The 16683-nt window shown below is 73.5% G+C and carries 21 protein-coding genes; 10 read left to right on the top strand and 11 right to left on the bottom strand.

Annotated elements, in window-relative coordinates; all coding sequences use genetic code 11:
• Positions 1-108 precede the first annotated feature (108 nt).
• The gene (locus ABZ914_RS27650; RefSeq protein WP_500196767.1) at positions 109-606 is read left to right on the top strand and encodes a DinB family protein; all 498 of its coding nucleotides are present in this window, start codon (positions 109-111) and stop codon (positions 604-606) included.
• Here the strand turns inward: ABZ914_RS27650 and ABZ914_RS27645 are convergent, their stop codons facing one another.
• Together ABZ914_RS27645 and ABZ914_RS27640 are read right to left on the bottom strand one after the other, a co-directional pair.
• Positions 607-1950: a sensor histidine kinase gene (locus ABZ914_RS27645; protein ID WP_500196766.1), complete on the bottom strand. Its 1344-nt coding sequence runs from the start codon at positions 1948-1950 to the stop codon at positions 607-609.
• Positions 1947-2633, bottom strand: coding sequence for a response regulator transcription factor (locus ABZ914_RS27640; protein WP_190864676.1), 687 nt, complete (start codon positions 2631-2633; stop codon positions 1947-1949). The genes ABZ914_RS27645 and ABZ914_RS27640 overlap by 4 nt, the downstream gene beginning before the upstream one ends.
• A gap of 39 nt (positions 2634-2672) precedes the next feature.
• Here ABZ914_RS27640 and ABZ914_RS27635 point away from each other — a divergent pair, with 39 nt between their 5' ends.
• Positions 2673-3185, top strand: a complete 513-nt coding sequence (locus ABZ914_RS27635; RefSeq protein ID WP_387027419.1) for a hypothetical protein — start codon at positions 2673-2675, stop codon at positions 3183-3185.
• Positions 3186-3261: 76 nt separating this feature from the next.
• Here ABZ914_RS27635 and ABZ914_RS27630 read toward each other — a convergent pair whose 3' ends face one another.
• The 6 genes from ABZ914_RS27630 to ABZ914_RS27605 all read right to left on the bottom strand — a co-directional run bounded on the left by ABZ914_RS27630 (position 3262) and on the right by ABZ914_RS27605 (position 7413).
• Positions 3262-3672 (bottom strand): hypothetical protein, encoded by a 411-nt coding sequence (locus ABZ914_RS27630; RefSeq protein WP_500196765.1) that lies wholly within the window; start codon positions 3670-3672, stop codon positions 3262-3264.
• A gap of 11 nt (positions 3673-3683) precedes the next feature.
• Positions 3684-4217, bottom strand: a complete 534-nt coding sequence (locus ABZ914_RS27625) for a hypothetical protein (RefSeq protein ID WP_500196764.1) — start codon at positions 4215-4217, stop codon at positions 3684-3686.
• A 152-nt stretch (positions 4218-4369) separates the two neighbouring features.
• Entirely contained in the window at positions 4370-4897 is a 528-nt protein-coding gene (locus ABZ914_RS27620; protein WP_190864667.1) for a hypothetical protein, read from the bottom strand.
• Positions 4898-4913: 16 nt separating this feature from the next.
• Complete coding sequence (locus ABZ914_RS27615; RefSeq protein ID WP_190864666.1) at positions 4914-5735, bottom strand: AAA family ATPase; 822 nt, start codon at positions 5733-5735, stop codon at positions 4914-4916.
• Complete coding sequence (locus tag ABZ914_RS27610; RefSeq protein ID WP_500196763.1) at positions 5732-6421, bottom strand: hypothetical protein; 690 nt, start codon at positions 6419-6421, stop codon at positions 5732-5734. Before ABZ914_RS27610 ends, ABZ914_RS27615 begins: the two co-directional genes overlap by 4 nt.
• Before the next feature lie 251 nt (positions 6422-6672).
• The gene (locus tag ABZ914_RS27605) at positions 6673-7413 is read right to left on the bottom strand and encodes a GNAT family N-acetyltransferase (protein ID WP_500196762.1); all 741 of its coding nucleotides are present in this window, start codon (positions 7411-7413) and stop codon (positions 6673-6675) included.
• A 355-nt stretch (positions 7414-7768) separates the two neighbouring features.
• Between ABZ914_RS27605 and ABZ914_RS27600 the strand changes: the two genes are divergently transcribed.
• The 6 genes from ABZ914_RS27600 to ABZ914_RS27575 all read left to right on the top strand — a co-directional run bounded on the left by ABZ914_RS27600 (position 7769) and on the right by ABZ914_RS27575 (position 12851).
• On the top strand, positions 7769-8449 hold the full coding sequence (locus tag ABZ914_RS27600) for a TetR/AcrR family transcriptional regulator (protein WP_500196761.1): 681 nt from the start codon (positions 7769-7771) through the stop codon (positions 8447-8449).
• Positions 8446-8871 (top strand): PaaI family thioesterase, encoded by a 426-nt coding sequence (locus tag ABZ914_RS27595; protein WP_500196760.1) that lies wholly within the window; start codon positions 8446-8448, stop codon positions 8869-8871. Before ABZ914_RS27600 ends, ABZ914_RS27595 begins: the two co-directional genes overlap by 4 nt.
• A gap of 3 nt (positions 8872-8874) precedes the next feature.
• Positions 8875-9582, top strand: a complete 708-nt coding sequence (locus tag ABZ914_RS27590; RefSeq protein ID WP_500196759.1) for an RraA family protein — start codon at positions 8875-8877, stop codon at positions 9580-9582.
• A 189-nt stretch (positions 9583-9771) separates the two neighbouring features.
• The gene (locus ABZ914_RS27585; protein WP_500196758.1) at positions 9772-10095 is read left to right on the top strand and encodes a YciI family protein; all 324 of its coding nucleotides are present in this window, start codon (positions 9772-9774) and stop codon (positions 10093-10095) included.
• On the top strand, positions 10092-11333 hold the full coding sequence (locus ABZ914_RS27580) for an RNA polymerase sigma factor (protein WP_500196757.1): 1242 nt from the start codon (positions 10092-10094) through the stop codon (positions 11331-11333). Before ABZ914_RS27585 ends, ABZ914_RS27580 begins: the two co-directional genes overlap by 4 nt.
• Before the next feature lie 180 nt (positions 11334-11513).
• On the top strand, positions 11514-12851 hold the full coding sequence (locus tag ABZ914_RS27575) for an MFS transporter (protein ID WP_500196756.1): 1338 nt from the start codon (positions 11514-11516) through the stop codon (positions 12849-12851).
• A 10-nt stretch (positions 12852-12861) separates the two neighbouring features.
• Here the strand turns inward: ABZ914_RS27575 and ABZ914_RS27570 are convergent, their stop codons facing one another.
• Positions 12862-13494, bottom strand: a complete 633-nt coding sequence (locus ABZ914_RS27570) for a PaaI family thioesterase (protein ID WP_500196755.1) — start codon at positions 13492-13494, stop codon at positions 12862-12864.
• Between the two features lie 206 nt (positions 13495-13700).
• Here ABZ914_RS27570 and ABZ914_RS27565 point away from each other — a divergent pair, with 206 nt between their 5' ends.
• Positions 13701-14189 carry a DUF4870 domain-containing protein gene (locus ABZ914_RS27565; protein ID WP_347256990.1) on the top strand — a complete coding sequence of 163 codons (489 nt, stop codon included), beginning with the start codon at positions 13701-13703 and terminating at the stop codon, positions 14187-14189.
• A 28-nt stretch (positions 14190-14217) separates the two neighbouring features.
• On the opposite strand, the gene ABZ914_RS27560 is transcribed toward ABZ914_RS27565, so the two are convergent.
• Together ABZ914_RS27560 and ABZ914_RS27555 are read right to left on the bottom strand one after the other, a co-directional pair.
• Positions 14218-15042 carry a TIGR03619 family F420-dependent LLM class oxidoreductase gene (locus ABZ914_RS27560; protein WP_500196754.1) on the bottom strand — a complete coding sequence of 275 codons (825 nt, stop codon included), beginning with the start codon at positions 15040-15042 and terminating at the stop codon, positions 14218-14220.
• A 46-nt stretch (positions 15043-15088) separates the two neighbouring features.
• Complete coding sequence (locus ABZ914_RS27555; protein ID WP_500196753.1) at positions 15089-15637, bottom strand: carbonic anhydrase; 549 nt, start codon at positions 15635-15637, stop codon at positions 15089-15091.
• A gap of 108 nt (positions 15638-15745) precedes the next feature.
• On the opposite strand from ABZ914_RS27555, the gene ABZ914_RS27550 reads away from it, so the two are divergent.
• A complete protein-coding gene (locus ABZ914_RS27550) occupies positions 15746-16402 on the top strand; it encodes a TetR/AcrR family transcriptional regulator (protein WP_500196752.1) in 657 nt (218 codons plus the stop codon).
• The last annotated feature ends 281 nt before the right edge of the window (positions 16403-16683 follow it).

The following is a 16683-nucleotide window of genomic DNA, read 5'->3' as shown; positions in this document are numbered from 1 at the left end:
CCGCCCCGGGGACCGCCTTGGGGTTCTTCGGTACCGCCGAGCCCCAGGGGGGGGGCGGGGGGGCGCCGGGCGGGGGGGGCGCCGCCCCGGCGCTGGTACGGTCCAGCGATGAAGGATGTGCCTTTTCTCGGCGATGAGAAGGAAAGCCTGCGGGCGAGCCTCGACCGGCATCGGGACGTGGTGCCGTGGAAGCTCGACGGGCTCGACGAGGAGCGGGCACGGCGGCGGATGACGCCGACGGGCACGAGCCTGCTCGGGCTGACGAAGCACCTCGCGGCCATGGAGTACTTCTGGTTCTGCCACACGTTCGGGCGGGAGACCGAGCCGCTGCCGCTGTCCGACGACGACCCGGAGATGGACCTGCGGGTCGAGGCGGACGAGACCACCGAGGGGATCCTCGCGTTCTACGAGCGGGCGCGGGCCGGCGCGGACGCGGTGATCGACGAGCTGGACCTCGACGCGACGGGCACGGCCTGGTTCGGGCCGACGGTGTCGCTGCGCTGGGTGCTGATCCACATGATCGAGGAGACCGCGCGGCACGCCGGGCACATGGACGTCGTCCGGGAGCTGCTCGACGGGACGACGGGCGACCACGTGCGGGACTGATCAGGTGCGCGAGTGGCGGCGGCGGACCAGGCGGCGGGAGCGGCGGGCCGGGGGCAGCCACTTGGTGCGGAACCACATCTGGACCTGCGCGCCGCCGAGGACGCTGCGGTGGATGCGCAGGTAGCCGCCGGTGGACTCGGCGGCTCGGCGCGCGATGTCGAGGCCGAGGCCGGTGGAACCGCCGCCGCTGCTGCCGCGTTTGAGGGCGGCGTCCGGGTCGGCGATGCCGGGTCCGCCGTCGGCGACGAGGATGCCGGTGACGCCCTGCCCCTGGTGCAGGGTGACGACGAAGCCGGTGCCCTCGGCGGTGTGCCGGAAGACGTTGCCGAGCAGCGCGTCCACGGCGGCGGCGAGCTCGCTGCCGGGCAGCGGCAGCGGCGCCGGGCCCTCGGCGCCGATCAGCTCGCAGGAGCGGCCCTCGTCCTCGGCGAGCACGGACCAGAACCCGACGCGGTCGCGGAGCACCTTGGACGCGTCGCAGCTGCCGCGCCCGGTGGGGCGCCGGACCGTCCGGATGATCTGGTCGACCTCGCGTTCGAGGCGGTCGACGGCCTCGCGGGTCTGGTCGGGGACGGGTCCCTTCCCGAGCGCCTCGGCGTTGAGCCGCAGCGCGGCGAGGGGGGTGCGCAGCCGGTGCGACAGGTCGGCGGCCATCTCCCGTTCGGCGGACAGCAGCTGGACGACGTGGTCCGCCATCGCGTTGAACGCGAGGCCGGCCTCGACGAGCTCCGGCGGCCCGTCCGGTTCGATCCGGACCGACATCTCGCCGTCGCCGAACGCGGCGGCGGCCTCGGCGAGCCGGCGGGTGGAGCGGATCATCCGGTTGCCGAGCCGGTCCGCGACGGCGACGGACCCGGCGACGAGCGCGGCGGCGACGGCGGTCATCACCAGCCACGCCTTCCACACCCCGCGGGTGAGGTCGCCGTCGGGCAGGAACACCTCGATGACGGCGGTGCGGCCCGCGTCCAGCGACACCGGCTGCAGCAGCGCGTACCCGCCGGAGACGCGCGCGGTGTAGGAGCGGCCGCGGCGGCCCGCCTCCATGAGCTGCTCGGGACCCGGCGACGGGTCGCCGGTCCCGGGCTTCGGGACGAGCGTGCCGTCCGGCATGTGCACGGTCATGCGTCCGGCGGCGCCGGCCTGGGTGCTGGCGACGGCGCGTTCGAGGGCGGCCGGGTCCTCGGTGACGACGAGCACGGGGCCGAGCGCGCTCGCCTGCCGCTCGGCGGTGGTCAGGGCCCGGTCCCGGGCGATCTCCCGGACGGTCAGCGCGAGCGGGATGAGGAAGGCCAGCGCGACCATCGAGGTGACCGCGAGGGACACCAGGACCAGCGTGCGTCTCATGCGCGGGGGCCGGGCTCGGCCAGGCGGACCCCGACCCCCCGGACGGTGTGCAGGTAGCGGGGTTTCGCCGCGGTCTCGCCGAGTTTGCGGCGCAGCCAGGACAGGTGCACGTCGATGGTCTGGTCGTCGCCGTAGGCCTGCCGCCACACCTCGGCGAGCAGTTCGCGGCGGGCGACGACGCGGCCGGGCCGGGCGGCGAGGTAGGCGAGCAGGTCGAACTCGCGGCGGGTCAGCTCCAGCGGCGCGCCGTCCAGCCGCGCCTCGCGGCGGTCGAGGTCGATGTGCAGCCCGCCGACGCTGATCTCGGCGGACGGCCCGGACCGCGCGGAGCGGCGCAGCACCGCGGCGAGCCGGGCGCTGAGGTGCTCGGCGGAGAACGGCTTGATGAGGTAGTCGTCGGCGCCGGCGTTGAGCAGCCGGACGATCTCGGGCTCGTCGTCGCGGGCGGTGGCGATGATGACCGGGACGTCGGACACCCCGCGCAGCATCTTCAGCACCTCGGCTCCGTCGAGGTCGGGCAGCCCGAGGTCGAGGATGACCACGTCCGGCGGCGACTGGGTGACCTCGCGGAGCGCGTCCATCGCGGTGCCGACGCTGCGCACGACGTGCGAGCGCGCGCTGAGTTCGCGGATCAAGGCGGTACGGACGTTCGCGTCGTCCTCGACAACCAGAACACTCGCCATGCCGGAACCGTATGCCACCATGTGTCGATGCGTCGGGCGATGTCGTATGTTGCCCCGTGGGCGGTCGCGACCGCGGTGGCGGTGGGGCTGTCCTGGCTCGGGGTGCGCGGTGTCGTGCGCGGCGCGGTGTCGGAGCGGTCGGCTCCGCCGCCGATCGCGGGCCCGGTCATCCACGGCAGCCCGTCCACGCTGCCGGGTCCGCCGACGAGCGTCGGGTCGCCGACGTCGGCGCCGCGTCCGGCGACGGGCGAGGACCAGGGCCCGACGCCCAGCAGGTCTCCCTCGCCGTCGCCGTCGCCGTCCGGGAAGCCGTCCAAGCAGAAGCCGTCCGGCAACGTGCGCAGTTTCGCGACGCGCGGCGGGCAGGCGGCGCTGGCGTTCACGGGCGGTCGCGTGAAGCTGGTGTCGGCGACGCCGAACCCGGGGTACGAGACGCGCGTGACGGAGGCGGACGGCTGGCTGCGCGTCGATTTCCTCACCGACGAGCACACGTCGTCGATCGTGGCGACCTGGGGCCAGCGCCCGCCGGCGGTCAAGGTCTACGAGTACTGAGCGGAGACGGCCCCGGGCGGGCGCGCGGAAAGGCGGGCGGCCCGTGCACCGGCCGCCCGCCCTCGGTCCGCGGCCGCTACTGCTGGCTCTTCTTGACCATCAGGTAGCCGGAGATGAGGCGGTACGCGCCGTAGAGCATCGGGCCCCAGGCGACGACGTACACGCCGCCGCTCGGGCCGGACGCGTTGCTGTAGGTGATCAGCGTGATGAGCAGGCCGCCGAGGAACCACGCGGCGCCGAAGCCCATGCCGCGCTTGCCCTTGGTGTCCCAGATGCGCCGTTGCTCGTCGCTGACCTGCTGGTAGTGCGGGGCGTCCTGGGCCGGCCGCTGGTAATGCGGGACCTGCTGGTCCTGCGGCGGCTGCGGGTCCTGCGGCGCGGGCTGCGGCGGCTGCTGGTACTGCGGCGCGGGCTGCGGGGGCTGCTGGTAGTGCGGGGCCGGCTGCGGGGGCTGCTGGTAGTGCGGGGCGGGCTGCGGCTCGGTCATGGTGCTCTCCCTCAGGTGACCGGGCGGCCGTGCGAGCGCGCCTCGGCGATGATGCGGTCGATGAAGGCGTCCCTGCCGCCGGTCAGCAGCAGCGGGACGGGGATGGTCGTGCCGTCGCGGCCCTCGACCTTGTAGCCGGCGACCTTGCCCTCGTCGCCCTGCTTGCGCTTGTAGACGGCCTTCACCACGGCGAGGTCCCCCCAGGCGACCACGAGCGGGCCGGTGCGGCGCCTGGCGACCAGGCCGCCGTCGAACAGGTACGTCGCCCGGGACCCGACGGTCAGGCCGCGGATCGCGTAGACGATCCCCCAGAGGAAGCCCATCAGCAGGACGAAGTGGATCGGGTAGGCCAGCGAGTGGACCCAGGAGAAGACGTCCGTGGAGCCGGGGACGAGGGACAGCAGCCACATGAGCAGCAGGCATCCCGCCGCGGTCGCGCCGCCGAGGACGACGGCGGTCGTCGCGGTGACCTCCCGCCGGACGTCGGAGAGCGCGCCGAGCCCGTGCCGGGCGGCCGCGCCGGACACGTCGTCGGGAGGGATCATCGTGGTCGCCGCTCCGTCCATCATTCCTCCGATCGCTGACAGAGCCTCGGCGAGCACGATGACGGATGCCGGTACACGTCCGGTATACGCGCGGCTCGTCGCGCGCCGGGACCGCGCGGGCGGCGCGCGACGAGCGGGGTGGAGTGGAGCGGTCAGCCCTGCCCGGCCAGGTTGACGCCGACGGTGACCTCGTCCAGCTCGGGGATGCTCATCGTGGTGCCGTAGAAGCCGCTGCGCCACTGCACGGGGTCCGCGTTGCGGAAGCCGAGCTCCTGGTTGGCCCTGGCCCGGTCGACGCCGGCGGCGTACCGGGAGTGGACGACCTTGCGGAGCCCGAGTTCGCGGGTGACCAGCTCGAACTTCTGCAGCGCGAGGTCGATCTCGGTGGAGACCCCGCCGTCCCAGCCGGCGTCGACCTGGACCATGTCCCGGCCGGCCGACATGTGCACCGCGTTCCGCTCCCAGTCGATCTTGATGAAGAGCTCGACATGGCACGCGCCGTCGCCGTCGAGGCCGTAGACGGAGATCTCCTTGATCCAGCGCCGGTCGACGCCGAGGAGAAGCCGGCGGACGAAGTCGCGGTCCCGCGAGCTGCGCGAGAGGACGCGTTCGACCTGCATTTTGATCAGTTCGGCGCGAGCGTAGGTCGCCGTGTACGTCGCGGTCCTGGCGATGACCATGCGTGTTCCTTGGGGGTTAGGAGGAGAGGAAGTCGTGTGCCGTGTCGGCGGCCATGCCCGTGGCCACGGCGAGGATGTCCTCGACCGGGTGCGGGCGGTCGTCGATTCTGACCCGGCTGCGCGAGATCAGGCTCCTGGCGAGGTCGCCGAGGCCGTGCCGGTAGAGGGCGGTGGTGAGCGCGGTGTCGTCCATGCGGCGCCGCACCGCCGCCCAGAAGGAGATCGGTTCGTCGGGGAAGCGGCCCACGAGGTCGGCGGCCTGCTCCCCGCTCAGCCAGGGGAAGAGCGAGTGAACCGCCGCCGCCCGCTCCGCGGGCTGCATGCGCCAGCTGAAGATCCGCATGCGGCCGCTGCGCCGCAGCGGTGCGTACAGGCGGGTGAAGTCGTTGCCGGTCAGGATGATGGGGACCCGGCGCATCCGCTTGCCCTCCACCCGGGTCGGGTAGTCGGCGAGGTGCATCAGCTCGGTGATCAGGTTCTGGGTGTTGACGGTGTACTGCGTCAGCTCGCCCCAGCTGCCGATCGCGGCGTCGGCGTCGTTGAGCAGCACCGCCGCCGGGGTCCCCGCCTCGGCGTAGCCGCCGGCCTCCAGGTAGGCGGCCCGCATCCGGGCCGCGGGCGCCCCCGCGTTCGGGCTCTCCAGCTCGCCGCCGGACAGCAGGACGGCGTGGATTCCGGCGTTCTCCAGGATGCGCTCGACCTGGTAGGTCTTTCCCTCGCCCGGCGGCCCCTGGACGCCCAGGAGCAGCGGGGTGCCCGGCCGCGCGTCGGGCTGGAAATTGGCGATCAGATGCAGGCCGACGACGTCGGAGAAACGCCGTGCGATCGATTCGGTCACGTTCCCGATTCCCTCCGGCGCCGTTCCTTCTCCCGCAGCACCTCGGCCGGCAGCCCGAGAATCTCGGCGCGCAGATCGGGCCGGGAATCGTCCGGTGCGGAGTCGTCCGCGGGAATCAGATCACCGGCGGCGGGCGCGTTGCCGGAACCGGCCATCGCCCGCTCGCCGGAAACGGCCGTCGCGCCACCCGAAACGGTCCCCGCCGCGCCCGCCGAACCGGTGGCCGCCTCGTCGCCGGTGAGCGGCAGGCCCAGTTCGCGGCGGCGGGCCGTCACGCTGTTGACGAGTTCCTCCAGCGCCGCCTGCGGCTCGGGCAGCGTCTTGCGGATCCGCCCGGACGGCCGGATGACCAGACGGTCGTCCCGCCAGGTCAGGTCGCGGTCCTTGTCGACCACCGCGTCGAGCTCGCGGACCGCGACGCCCATGGCCTGCCGGCTCTCCAGCGCCCGGTTCTGCTTGATCCTGCTCTCGATGAGCGCCACCAGTTCCCCGCGGTTCCGTTCGGTCTGCCTGTTGCTCAGCAGACCGCTGATGTAATTGCTCAGGACATTTCCGATCACCCCGAGCACAAAAGCCTCGATCAACTCCGGACCTCGCATCCGCGTGAAGACGAACCACCGTATGGGACGCCGGCCGGGCGACGATGGTTCACCACAGAATGCGGCATCGCGCGTTTCGGTGTCCACGGCACGAAGATCGCGATATGGGCCGCCGTGAACCCCGTATTTCCCCGGGGGTCGGCCCGCGCGGGGCGCGGGATATGCTCGGAATTTTCGCCCCGGACCTGGCCGCCGCTACCGAGCGTTCAACGGCCGATCTTTTGCGCCTTTCGGCGTGAAATGCCGGATGGCCGCCGCCTCCGGTGCCCTCCCGGAGGCGGCGAGGCGAGCATCTCGCCGCTGCTGCGCCGGCACGGAGCGCCCGCACCGGCCATCGGTCATGCGCGGGAAGCGGACGTCCGGGGATCGACGGCGTGTTCGGTGAATCGGCCGCAGGAGCGGAAGCCCAGGCGGCGATAGACGGGCGCGCCCTCCTCGGACGCCTGCAAGACCGCGATGCCGTGGCCGCGTTCCCTGGCCGCGTGGAGCGCGGCGAGGGTGACGGCTCCACCGAAGCCGCGCCGGCGGTGACCGGCGAGGGTGGCGATGTTGTAGATCCCGGCGACGCCGACGTGGTGGAACACCTCAGCCGAGCACACCGGACGGCCCGCGGCGTATCCGACCAGGTAACGGGCGGGGCAGTCCTCGGCGAGTGCCGACGGAGCCGCCTGGGCGAAGAAGCGGCGCACAGTGCCGCTGGGCGGGCTCCAGTTCGCGGCGACGACCTCGGCGTAGTCGCGGAGCCGATCGGGCGTGGACACCGACCGGATCTCCAGTCCTTCCGCTCCGGGGAGGGGCAGGGTGCCATCGAGCTCGGCCCACATCGCCGTCTCGTGCTCGGTCGCCGGCAGGCCGGCGGCCGACAGGCGGGCGCTCAGATCCGGAGGCGTCGAGGCCGGGCCCACCCACCAGGAGAAGCCGCGGCCGGTGCCGGCGACCGCCCGGACGGTCTCGGCGATGCGCGCCGCGGCGGACGAGGGGCCGAACCGGGCCGCGGCGACGATGTTGAACGTGTCGTCGTCGAGCCCGCTGTCGGCGATCAGCAGATCGCCGGTCTCCGCGACGGTGGCGCCCCTCATCCCCCGATGCAGGTGACAGGCGTGTTCGGCCAGGTTCCTTTCCATCCTGGCCAGCAGGTCGGCTTCATCGAGAGGGCGAGTGCGCAGCGGTTCCACGACGGTCGACCCAATCACGGCCAGGGAGTGCGGGGCACACGCGGTCGGCTGCGGGCGACGGAGGTGACGCGGAGCCGGGAGGTCATCGGCACGTCCGTTCCGGCCGCGGTCCCCCGCTCGGAGGCAAGAGCGAACTCCCGGTCGGCGCCCGAGCCAACCATGACAGATGACATAGTCGGATGAGCGAGAACTCCATGGGAGCTAGCTTGACTCGCGACCCTTGGCCTCTTCTCTCACCTCTCCTATTATGTCGCTTGTCATGACCAGTGATGCCGGGCAGGGCCCGCCGAGAGTGACCTCGATGCGGGAGCGGATCGTGCGCACCGCCTCCGAGATGATTCGCACCAAGGGGGTGTCCGGCACCAGCCTGCGCGAGGTGGTGACGGCGGCGGGCGCCCCGCGCGGGTCGCTGCAGCACTACTTCCCGGACGGGAAGGAGCAACTGGTCACCGAGGCGCTGCTGTGGGCGGCGGCCTACGCGTCGGGCCGGGTGGTCCGGGCCGTGGACCGTCTCGATCCGCCCACCCCCGGCGGCCTGTTCACCGCGATGGTCGACCAGTGGCGCGGGCAGTTCCGCTCGGCCGGTTACACGGCCGGCTGCCCGCTGGTGGCCGCCACAGCGGACACGGTGGCGGTCAATGAGAACCTGCGCGCCGCGGTGAGCCGGGCGTTCGACGGCTGGCACTCCGCCGTCGCGTCCGCGCTGATCGAGCTGGGCGTGCCCGCCGCGCGCTCCGACTCGCTGGCACTGCTCATGCTCTCCACGCTGGAGGGCGCGATCGTGCTGGCCCGCGCACGCCGCGACCTCGGTCCGCTGGACGCCGCCGCGGCCGAGCTCGCCCCGCTGCTGGACGCCGCGGCCCGGCCGCGACGCCGCCGGAACAGAACGGATCACCAGGCCGGGAACACCACCGGGCCGGAGGAAGGAGAGGGACATTGACGGTCTCCACCGTGCCACGGGACCCGGACGGCCTGACCGCGCTCGGCGGGGGCATGCTGCCAGGCCACCTCGGCGTGCGGGTGTCGTCCTGCACGGACGACGAGGTGACGGGAGAACTCCCCATCCGGCCTGAGCTGTTCGCCCCCAACGGGTTCGTGCACGCCGCCGCGCTCATCGGACTCGCCGACACGCTGTGCGGGTACGGCTGCATGGCCGCGCTTCCCGCCGGGGCCGACGGGTTCACCACCGTCGAGCTGAAGACGAACTTCCTGGGCGCGGCGAGGGAAGGCGTCCTGCACTGCCGCGCCGTGCCCGTCCACCGGGGCAGGTCCACGCAGTTGTGGGATGCCACGGTCACCGACGACCAGGGCCGGACGGTCGCGGTGTTCCGCTGCACCCAGCTCGTCCTCTGGCCGCGGTGACCGATGGACGACAACGAGTTCGCCCGCCGCTGCGCCGCGCTGACCAGTGCCCACCTCGCCGACGCGTGCCTGCGCCTGGGCGTGCCCGTGCGCTGCGCGCCCCCGTCGGTGCGTCCCATGACACCCGGCGCCCGGATCGCCGGCCGTGCCCTTCCCGCTCGCCATGCCGGCAGCGTCGACGTCTTCTTCGAAGCGTTCGGGCACGCCGTCCCGGGCGACGTGCTCGTGGTCGACAACGGCGGACGCGATGACGAGGCATGCGTCGGTGACCTGGCCGTCCTGGAGGCCCGGGCCGCGGGGGTGGCCGGAGTGGTGATCTGGGGCCTGCATCGCGACACCGCCGACCTCCTCGCGATCGGCCTGCCGGTGTTCAGCACCGGCGCCCTCCCGACCGGTCCGCAACGGCTCGATGACCGCCACCCGGAGGCGCTGACGTCGGCCGCCGTGGGCGAGTGGACGATCGACCGCGGCGACCTGGTCGTCGGCGACGACGACGGCGTCCTCTTCCTCCCCGCCGATGCGGCGGGCGACCTCGTCGCCCGCGCGGAGGCGATCCGTGACATCGAGAGGCACCAGGCCGAGCGGATCCGGAGCGGCACCACCCTTCGCAGCCAGTTGCGGTTCGACGGCTACCTGGCCCAACGCGAGCAGGATCCCTCGCTGACCTTCCGCGCCCATCTGCGCGCTCTGGGCGGCGCCATCGAGGAATGACCACGACCGCCGAACCGCCACCACCACGGCCTGACCGCCCGCCGGAGGCGGCACGGGCCCCAGCGCCGCAACGCGAGGGGGAAGGGGCTGGGCAGGTCCGCCTGTCCTACGTGACAATTCGGCTCTACCGGGCGGCCGTCCCCGGCCACCGGACCACGCCTTCGCGGCACCACAGGAGATGATCCTCAGATGCGGTACCTGGTCTCCGTGATCGATGACAAGAGCGATCCCGGCAGCACGGACAGGCAGCCCGCCATCAGCGCGTTCAACGAACGGCTGATCGCCGAGGGCCACTGGGTCTTCGCGGGCGGCCTCGCCGACACCGACGCGGCCACGGTCGTCGACAACCGGGGCGAGCGGCCGGTGTTCACCGACGGGCCGTTCCTGGAGTCCAAGGAGTACCTCGCCGGCGTCTGGGTGTGGGAGGCGCCCGACCTGGACGTGGCGCTCAAGCTCGCCGCCGAGGCGTCGAAGGTCTGCGACCGGAAGATCGAGGTACGGCCGTTCCGGTGAGCGCGGTCGACGTCGGCGAGGCGGTCGCCCGGGCCCACCGCGACGAGTGGGCGCGGGTGGTCGCCGCCATGACCAGGCGGTTCGGTGACCTCGACATCGCCGAGGAGGCGGCCGCCGAGGCGTTCGCCACCGCCGTCGAGCGGTGGCCGGCCGACGGCGTCCCGCCCAATCCCGGCGGCTGGCTGACCACCACCGCGAGCCGCAAGGCCATCGACCGGATCCGCCGTGAGAGCAAGCGCGACGGCAAGCACAAAGAGGCCCGGATGGTGCGGGACACCGCCCCGCCCGAGCCCGCGGGCGCCGTCGACGACGACCGGCTCCGGCTGATCTTCACCTGCTGCCACCCGGCGCTGGCGATGCCGGCCCGCGTCGCGCTGACGCTGCGCATGCTCGGCGGCCTCACCGTCCCCGAGATCGCCCGCGCCCACCTGGTGGCCGAGACCGCCATGGAGCGGCGGATCACCCGCGCGAAGGCCAAGATCAAGGCGGCCCGCATCCCCTACCGGGTGCCGTCCGCCGAGGATCTCCCAGCACGCGTCACCGGCGTGCTCGCCGTGCTGTACCTGGTGTTCAACGAGGGCTACCTGGCCACCGGCCCCGGCACCGACCCGGTGCGCCGCGACCTGACCGCCGAGGCGATCCGGCTCACCCGCCTGGTCCACGCCCTGATGCCGGACGACGGAGAGGCGGCCGGGCTGCTGGCGCTGATGCTGCTCACCGAGGCCCGCCGCACCGCCCGGGTCTCGTCCGGCGGCGAACTGGTCCCCCTGGCCGAGCAGGACCGCGGAGCCTGGGACGCGGCGCTGATCGCCGAGGGCCACCGGCTGGTGCGCGAGCGCCTGGCAGCTGCCGCCGCCGGGGTCGCGCCGGGCCGGTACCAGATCCTCGCCGCGATCAACGCCGTGCACACCTCGGCCCGCGACGTCCGCGACACCGACTGGTCGCAGGTCCTCGCGCTCTACGACCGGCTCGTCCGCCTCGACCCCTCGCCGATCGTCGTGCTCAACCGGGCCATCGCGGTCGCCGAACTCGACGGTCCGCAGGTGGCGCTGGCGATCGTCGACCGCCTCGAGGACGAGCTCGCCGGCTATCACGCCTACCACGCGACCCGCGCCGACCTGCTGCGCCGGCTGGGCCGGAGCCGGCAGTCGCGCGCGGCCTACGACAAGGCCATCGACCTGGCCGGCAACACCGCCGAGACCGCCTACCTGACCCGCCGCCGCGACCAACTGGGCTAACCGGGCTTCGGACGAACCCGCGCCCGACCGCTCGTCCGGCCAGAGCCGCCTTGCCGCGGGGGTCGGCCCGTACGTCACCGGGCGGGGAGTCGAGAAAGCGGTTTCCGGGTGGGGCGGCCGGGGAATCCCCGTGATCACAATGGCAGGGACCGGCGGGGGCGGTCGGAAGGGACGGCTCCCATGGCCCTGGATCCCGGGGACGCGGCGCGGGCCCGCGCGGCGGACGGCGGCGAGCGGCGGCGGCAGGTGCGGCTGGCCGCTGTGTCGAGCGTGATCGGCACCTCGATCGAGTGGTACGACTTCTTCCTCTACAACACCGCGGCGGCGATCGTCTTCAAGGACGTGTTCTTCCCCGCGTCGAGCGACTACGCGGGGACGCTGTCGGCGTTCGCGACGTACGCGGTCGGGTTCGCGGCGCGGCCCGTCGGGGCGGCGATCTTCGGGCACTGGGGCGACCGGCTCGGCCGCAAGGCGATGCTGATCGTCACGCTGGTGCTGATGGGGATCTCCAGCGCGCTGATCGGGGTCCTGCCGGGGACGGACTCGATCGGCGCGGCGGCGCCGGTGCTGCTGGTGGTGCTGCGCGTCCTGCAGGGCATCGCGGTCGGCGGCGAGTGGAGCGGCTCGGTGCTGCTGTCGATGGAGTGGGGCGACCGGAGGCGACGCGGGCTGATGGCGAGCCTGCCGCAGATCGGGGTGCCGATCGGGCTGATCCTCGGCACCGGGATGATGACGGCCATCGCGCTGTCGGCGGACAAGGCGTTCACCGACTGGGCGTGGCGGGTGCCGTTCCTGTTCAGCCTGGTGCTCGTCGCGGTCGGGCTGTTCGTGCGGGTCCGGGTGATGGAGACGCCGCTGTTCGCCGAGGTGGTGGAGAAGCGGGAGGTCGCGCGGGTGCCGGTCGCCGAGGTCGTGCGGCGGCATCCGAAGGAGATCGTCCTGAGCGCGCTGCTGCGGTGCTCGGAGCAGATGCCGTTCTACATCTTCACCTCGTTCGCCCTGACGTACATCCATAAGGACCTCGGGATGCGGCAGGGGCTGGCGCTCAGCGCGGTGACGGCGGCGGCGGTGCTGGAGCTGTTCACGATCCCGGCGGCCGGGCATCTCGGCGACCGGGTCGGCGGACGGCGCGTCTACGCCGTCGGGTCGCTGCTGATCGCGGTGATCGCGTTCCCGTACTTCGGGCTGATCAACACCAAGGCGGCGGCGCTGGTGGTGATCGCCGTGGTCGTCGCGCAGATCCCGCACGCGGTGCAGTACGGGCCGCAGGCGTCGCTGATCGCGGAGAGCTTCCCGACCCGGCTGCGGTACGGCGGGGCGGGCATCGGCTACCAGCTGGCCTCGGTGATCGCGGGCGGCCCGGCGCCGCTGCTCGCGACGTGGCTGCTGCACGACTACGGCTGGTGGGCGATCGCGGTCGCGATGGTCGTGTCGTCGGCGCTGACGCTGGGCGCGCTCGCGCTGCTGCCGGACCCGGCCCGGGCGCGGGCCGTCCGGGAGGCGGGCGCGCCCGCCTGACCGCCCGCGCTCAGCGCTCGTGGACCACGAAGTTCTGCGGCGTGACGAACATCGCGGTGGCCTCGACGGTGACGCGGCCGTCGGGGCCCGCGATCGTCCCGGACGCGTAGATCTTGCGGCCCTCGACGCGGCTGGCCTTGGCCTCGACGGTCAGCGGGACGCCGAGCGGGGTGGGCCGCCGGTAGCGCAGTTCGAGGGTCGCGGTCATCCCGCCGGTGCCGGTCTGCGCGGCGGCCATGCCGAGCGCCTGGTCGAGGACCATCGCCGACATGCCGCCGTGCACGTAGGACGGCGGCCCCTCGTAGACGTCGGTGAGGGTGAACTCGGCGCGGACGATGCCGTCGGGCGTGACGTCGAGGTCGACGGGCGGCGCGATGGGATTGAGGACGCCGGTGACGGGGTTGCCGCCCTGCCGGTCCATGCGGTGCCCGTCGGTGACGAGGAACGGCGGCGCGTCGCGGCGCACGGCCCGCAGCCGCTCGGTGAGCGCGGCGATCTCGTCCGCGACGGCGCGCGCCTCGCCGGCGCCGACGCCGGTGAGGACGGCCGCCTCGGTCAGCTCGCGGACCCGGGCGGCGAGCCCGGCCAGCGGTGCCGCCTCGTCCTCGCCGAGCATGTGCCGTTCGGTGGTCGCCCCGCTCATTCAGCCTCCTTCTGAGCCGAACGAGATTCTAAGTTGCGGTGCGGGGTGCCCGGTGCGCCGGGTCCCGGCCAGCGGGCGGATCCGGCCGCGAACCGGCCTCGGCGGCGGCCGTCGCGGGGCGCGGTTCGCCGCCGTTCAGCGGGCGGCGAAGGCGGCGCACTTTATGATTCATGCGACGACCCCCCGCAGCCGCGAAGGAAGCCCCCGTGACCGAGCAGCCACCGCCCTATGGCCAGCCGTACGGGCAGCCTCCGGGACCCCCGCCCGGAGGACCGTACGACCCCCGCTGGGGCTACGGGCCGCCGGGCGTCCCGCACGGGCCGCAGTACGCCCCGCCGCGCAACGACGACAACACCTGGGCGATCTTCGCCTACGTCGGCACGCTCGTGATCTCGTTCCTCGCCCCGCTGATCATCTACCTGGTGAAGAAGCGCGAGTCGCCGTTCGTCCGCTTCCACGCGGCGCAGGCGCTGAACGTGCAGATCACGCTGCTGATCCATCTGCTGGCGGTGATGGCGGTCTGCGTCCCGCCGGCGATCATCGCGAAGGCCCCCGCGTTCCTGATCCCGATCGTCTTCCCGTACCTGGAGGCACTGATCGGCCAGTGGGTGTTCCTGATCCTGGGGGCGGTCAAGGCCGGCAAGGGCGAGTTCTACCGGTTCCCGACCTTCTTCTGCTTCCGGATGGTCCGCTAGCCGGCGGCCCGGGGACCGGGGCCCCGGGTCACAGGTAGGTGCGGGCGTACTCGTCCAGGACCGGCAGGACCTCATCCCGGCCGCCTCCCGGGACCCGCAGCACGACCTCCTCGACACCGATCGAGGCGTAGTAGCCGAGCTTCTCCTCGCTCGGGACGGTCCCGAACGGCACGACCGGGACCATGTCGCGCCCCGCGTCGGCGCAGGCGCGGCGCAGGTCCGGGAGCGCCTCGCGGATGCCCGCGCCGCCGATCGGCATCCAGCCGTCCCCGTACTCGGCGATGTGCGCGAACAGCGTCGGGCCGGGAGCGCCGCCGAGCAGCACGGGGACGCGGCCGGCGGGCTTCGGCCACGACCAGCTCGGTGCGAAGCTCACGAACTCGCCCTTGAACGACGCCTCGTCCCGCGTCCACAGCTCGCGCATCGCCAGCACGTGCTCGCGCACGACCTCGCGCCGCCGCGTCCAGGGGACGCCGTGGTCGGCGCCCTCCTCGGCGTTCCAGCCGTAGCCGACGCCGAGCGCGACCCGGCCGCCCGCGATCCGGTCGAGCGTCGCGACGGCCTTCGCGGTGACGATCGGCTCGCGCTGGGCGGGCAGCATGATGCCGGTGCCGAGGGTGATCCGCTCGGTCACGGCCGCCGCCGCGGCGAGCGCCACGAACGGGTCGAGCGTGCGCGCGTACTCGGGGGCCAGGGCCGTGTCGCCGGTCGGCGGCGGCGTCTTGCGCGCCACCGGGATGTGGGTGTGCTCGGGGACGTACAGCGAGGCGAAGCCGCGAGCCTCGGCCTCCCTGGCCAGCTCGTGCGGCGGCATGGTCAGGTCGGTCGCGAACATGGTGATGCCCAGCCGCATGCGGCGGCTCCTCTCCCTCGGTCGGCGCCACCCTACTTCCCGGCGATCATGCGGCGTCCGCCCCGGGCCGGAGCGGGGCCGGCGGCACGACGACGTCGACCAGGCCGGTGGCGAGGTCGTGGACGAGGCCGGACACCTGGAACGCCGCGGGCAGGAACGGGTTCGCCTTGATCGCCGCGACGTCGGCGGCCACCGCGGCCGCCGGATCGCCGACGGCCTTGCCGCCGAGGTCGGCGGGGTCGACGCCGAAGACGTCCGCCAGCAGGCCGGTGTGCTCGCGGAGGCGGGTCATCCCGCAGTCGGTGTGCTGCAGGACGACGAGGTTCCACCCCGGCCCCGGATCGGTGCCCTCGGCCTCGGCGATCGCCCGGAGCGCCGCCATCGTCCGGAAGGTGGCGGGCGTGAACCTGCCGCCGAGGTTGCGGATGACGAGGGCGTCGCCGAGCCCGAGGCCGAGGACGGCGGCCGGGTCGGCGCGCGGGTCGACGCAGCAGATCACGATCGTCTTCAGCCTGGGGAACAATGGCAGGTCCGCGGGCGGGCCCGCGGCGGCGAAGCGGCGGTTCCGGTCGAGGAGGGTGTCGAGGGTGGTCACGGCGGCTCCCGTCTATGTGGACGCCGTCCACTTTACGCCGCTATGTGGACGCCGTCCACTAAATGCGGCGAGCGGCAGGGGCTCGGCCACGGCGAAAGGGGCGGGAGCGTGAGCGAGGACGGCGTCGCGGCGGCCGGCGCGGAGCGGCGGAGCGGCCGCCGGCCGAAGGGCGTGGTCCGGTCGGGCCTCGTCCAGGCGGGCGTGGAGCTGGCCCGGTCGGGCGGCCCCGGCGCGGTGACGCTGCGGGAGGCGACCCGGATCGTCGGCGTCGCCCCCAACGCCGCGTACCGGCACTTCGCCGACCGGGACGCGCTCCTGAACGCCGTGTGCGTCGAGGCAATGCGGTCGCTCGTCGAGCGGATGGACCACGAGCTGGGGCTGGTGACCGCCCGGCCGGGGAGCAAGGACCGCGCGGTCGCGCGGCTCGGCGCCGTCGGCACCGCCTATCTGGGCTTCGCGGCGTCCGAACCGGGGCTGTTCGACACCGTCTTCGCCGTCCCCGGCCACCTCAGGTTCGCCGAGGGCCTGTCCGACGGCGACGCGGAGGGCAGGACGCCGCTGTCGGTGCTGAGCGGAGTTCTCGACGAGCTCGTCACCGCGGGCGCGCTCCCGGCCGAGCGGCGCCCGGACGCCGAGTTCACCGTGTGGTCCTGCGTCCACGGCATGGCGATGCTCCGCAACCACGGGCCCCTGCGCGACATGCCGCAGGCCGCCAACGCGGCGCTCGCCGACGCGCTCTTCGCCTTCATCCTCCGCGGCCTCTGACGGGGGCGCGCGGCACAGGAAAGAGATTCTTGCAGGGCTCTCACAAAGGGATGGAATAGACATCCGGATATCGCCGATGGCAAACGTCCGCGGCGCAACGGGATCTTTCGGCAGAGCGACCGAGCCGGATCACCAAAGGCGGCGGGCGGGGGGGGGGGCGCCGGCGGGGGGCGCCTCCCGCGGCCCCGGCCCGCCCCCCCCCGGGCCCGGAGGCCGGTCAGTCGGCGGTCATGGCCTTCCACTGGCGGTCGGCGACCGGCCGCCACGCGCCGTGCCGCTCG

The sequence above is a fragment of the Spirillospora sp. NPDC046719 genome (assembly GCF_040645715.1).
Taxonomy (GTDB): domain Bacteria; phylum Actinomycetota; class Actinomycetes; order Streptosporangiales; family Streptosporangiaceae; genus Spirillospora.
The sequence above is the reverse complement of the archived record's forward strand: the minus strand, read 5'-3'. Positions and strand labels throughout refer to the sequence as shown.

What these genes read in the sequence shown, in the direction of transcription:
- ABZ914_RS27650 (WP_500196767.1), top strand. Translation starts at nt 109, where the DNA reads ATGAAGGATGTGCCTTTTCTCGGCGATGAGAAGGAAAGCCTGCGGGCG.
- ABZ914_RS27645 (WP_500196766.1), bottom strand. Translation starts at nt 1,950, where the DNA reads ATGAGACGCACGCTGGTCCTGGTGTCCCTCGCGGTCACCTCGATGGTC.
- ABZ914_RS27640 (WP_190864676.1), bottom strand. Translation starts at nt 2,633, where the DNA reads ATGGCGAGTGTTCTGGTTGTCGAGGACGACGCGAACGTCCGTACCGCC.
- ABZ914_RS27635 (WP_387027419.1), top strand. Translation starts at nt 2,673, where the DNA reads ATGTCGTATGTTGCCCCGTGGGCGGTCGCGACCGCGGTGGCGGTGGGG.
- ABZ914_RS27630 (WP_500196765.1), bottom strand. Translation starts at nt 3,672, where the DNA reads ATGACCGAGCCGCAGCCCGCCCCGCACTACCAGCAGCCCCCGCAGCCG.
- ABZ914_RS27625 (WP_500196764.1), bottom strand. Translation starts at nt 4,217, where the DNA reads ATGATCCCTCCCGACGACGTGTCCGGCGCGGCCGCCCGGCACGGGCTC.
- ABZ914_RS27620 (WP_190864667.1), bottom strand. Translation starts at nt 4,897, where the DNA reads ATGGTCATCGCCAGGACCGCGACGTACACGGCGACCTACGCTCGCGCC.
- ABZ914_RS27605 (WP_500196762.1), bottom strand. Translation starts at nt 7,413, where the DNA reads ATGAGGGGCGCCACCGTCGCGGAGACCGGCGATCTGCTGATCGCCGAC.
- ABZ914_RS27600 (WP_500196761.1), top strand. Translation starts at nt 7,769, where the DNA reads ATGACCAGTGATGCCGGGCAGGGCCCGCCGAGAGTGACCTCGATGCGG.
- ABZ914_RS27590 (WP_500196759.1), top strand. Translation starts at nt 8,875, where the DNA reads ATGGACGACAACGAGTTCGCCCGCCGCTGCGCCGCGCTGACCAGTGCC.
- ABZ914_RS27585 (WP_500196758.1), top strand. Translation starts at nt 9,772, where the DNA reads ATGCGGTACCTGGTCTCCGTGATCGATGACAAGAGCGATCCCGGCAGC.
- ABZ914_RS27575 (WP_500196756.1), top strand. Translation starts at nt 11,514, where the DNA reads ATGGCCCTGGATCCCGGGGACGCGGCGCGGGCCCGCGCGGCGGACGGC.
- ABZ914_RS27570 (WP_500196755.1), bottom strand. Translation starts at nt 13,494, where the DNA reads ATGAGCGGGGCGACCACCGAACGGCACATGCTCGGCGAGGACGAGGCG.
- ABZ914_RS27560 (WP_500196754.1), bottom strand. Translation starts at nt 15,042, where the DNA reads ATGCGGCTGGGCATCACCATGTTCGCGACCGACCTGACCATGCCGCCG.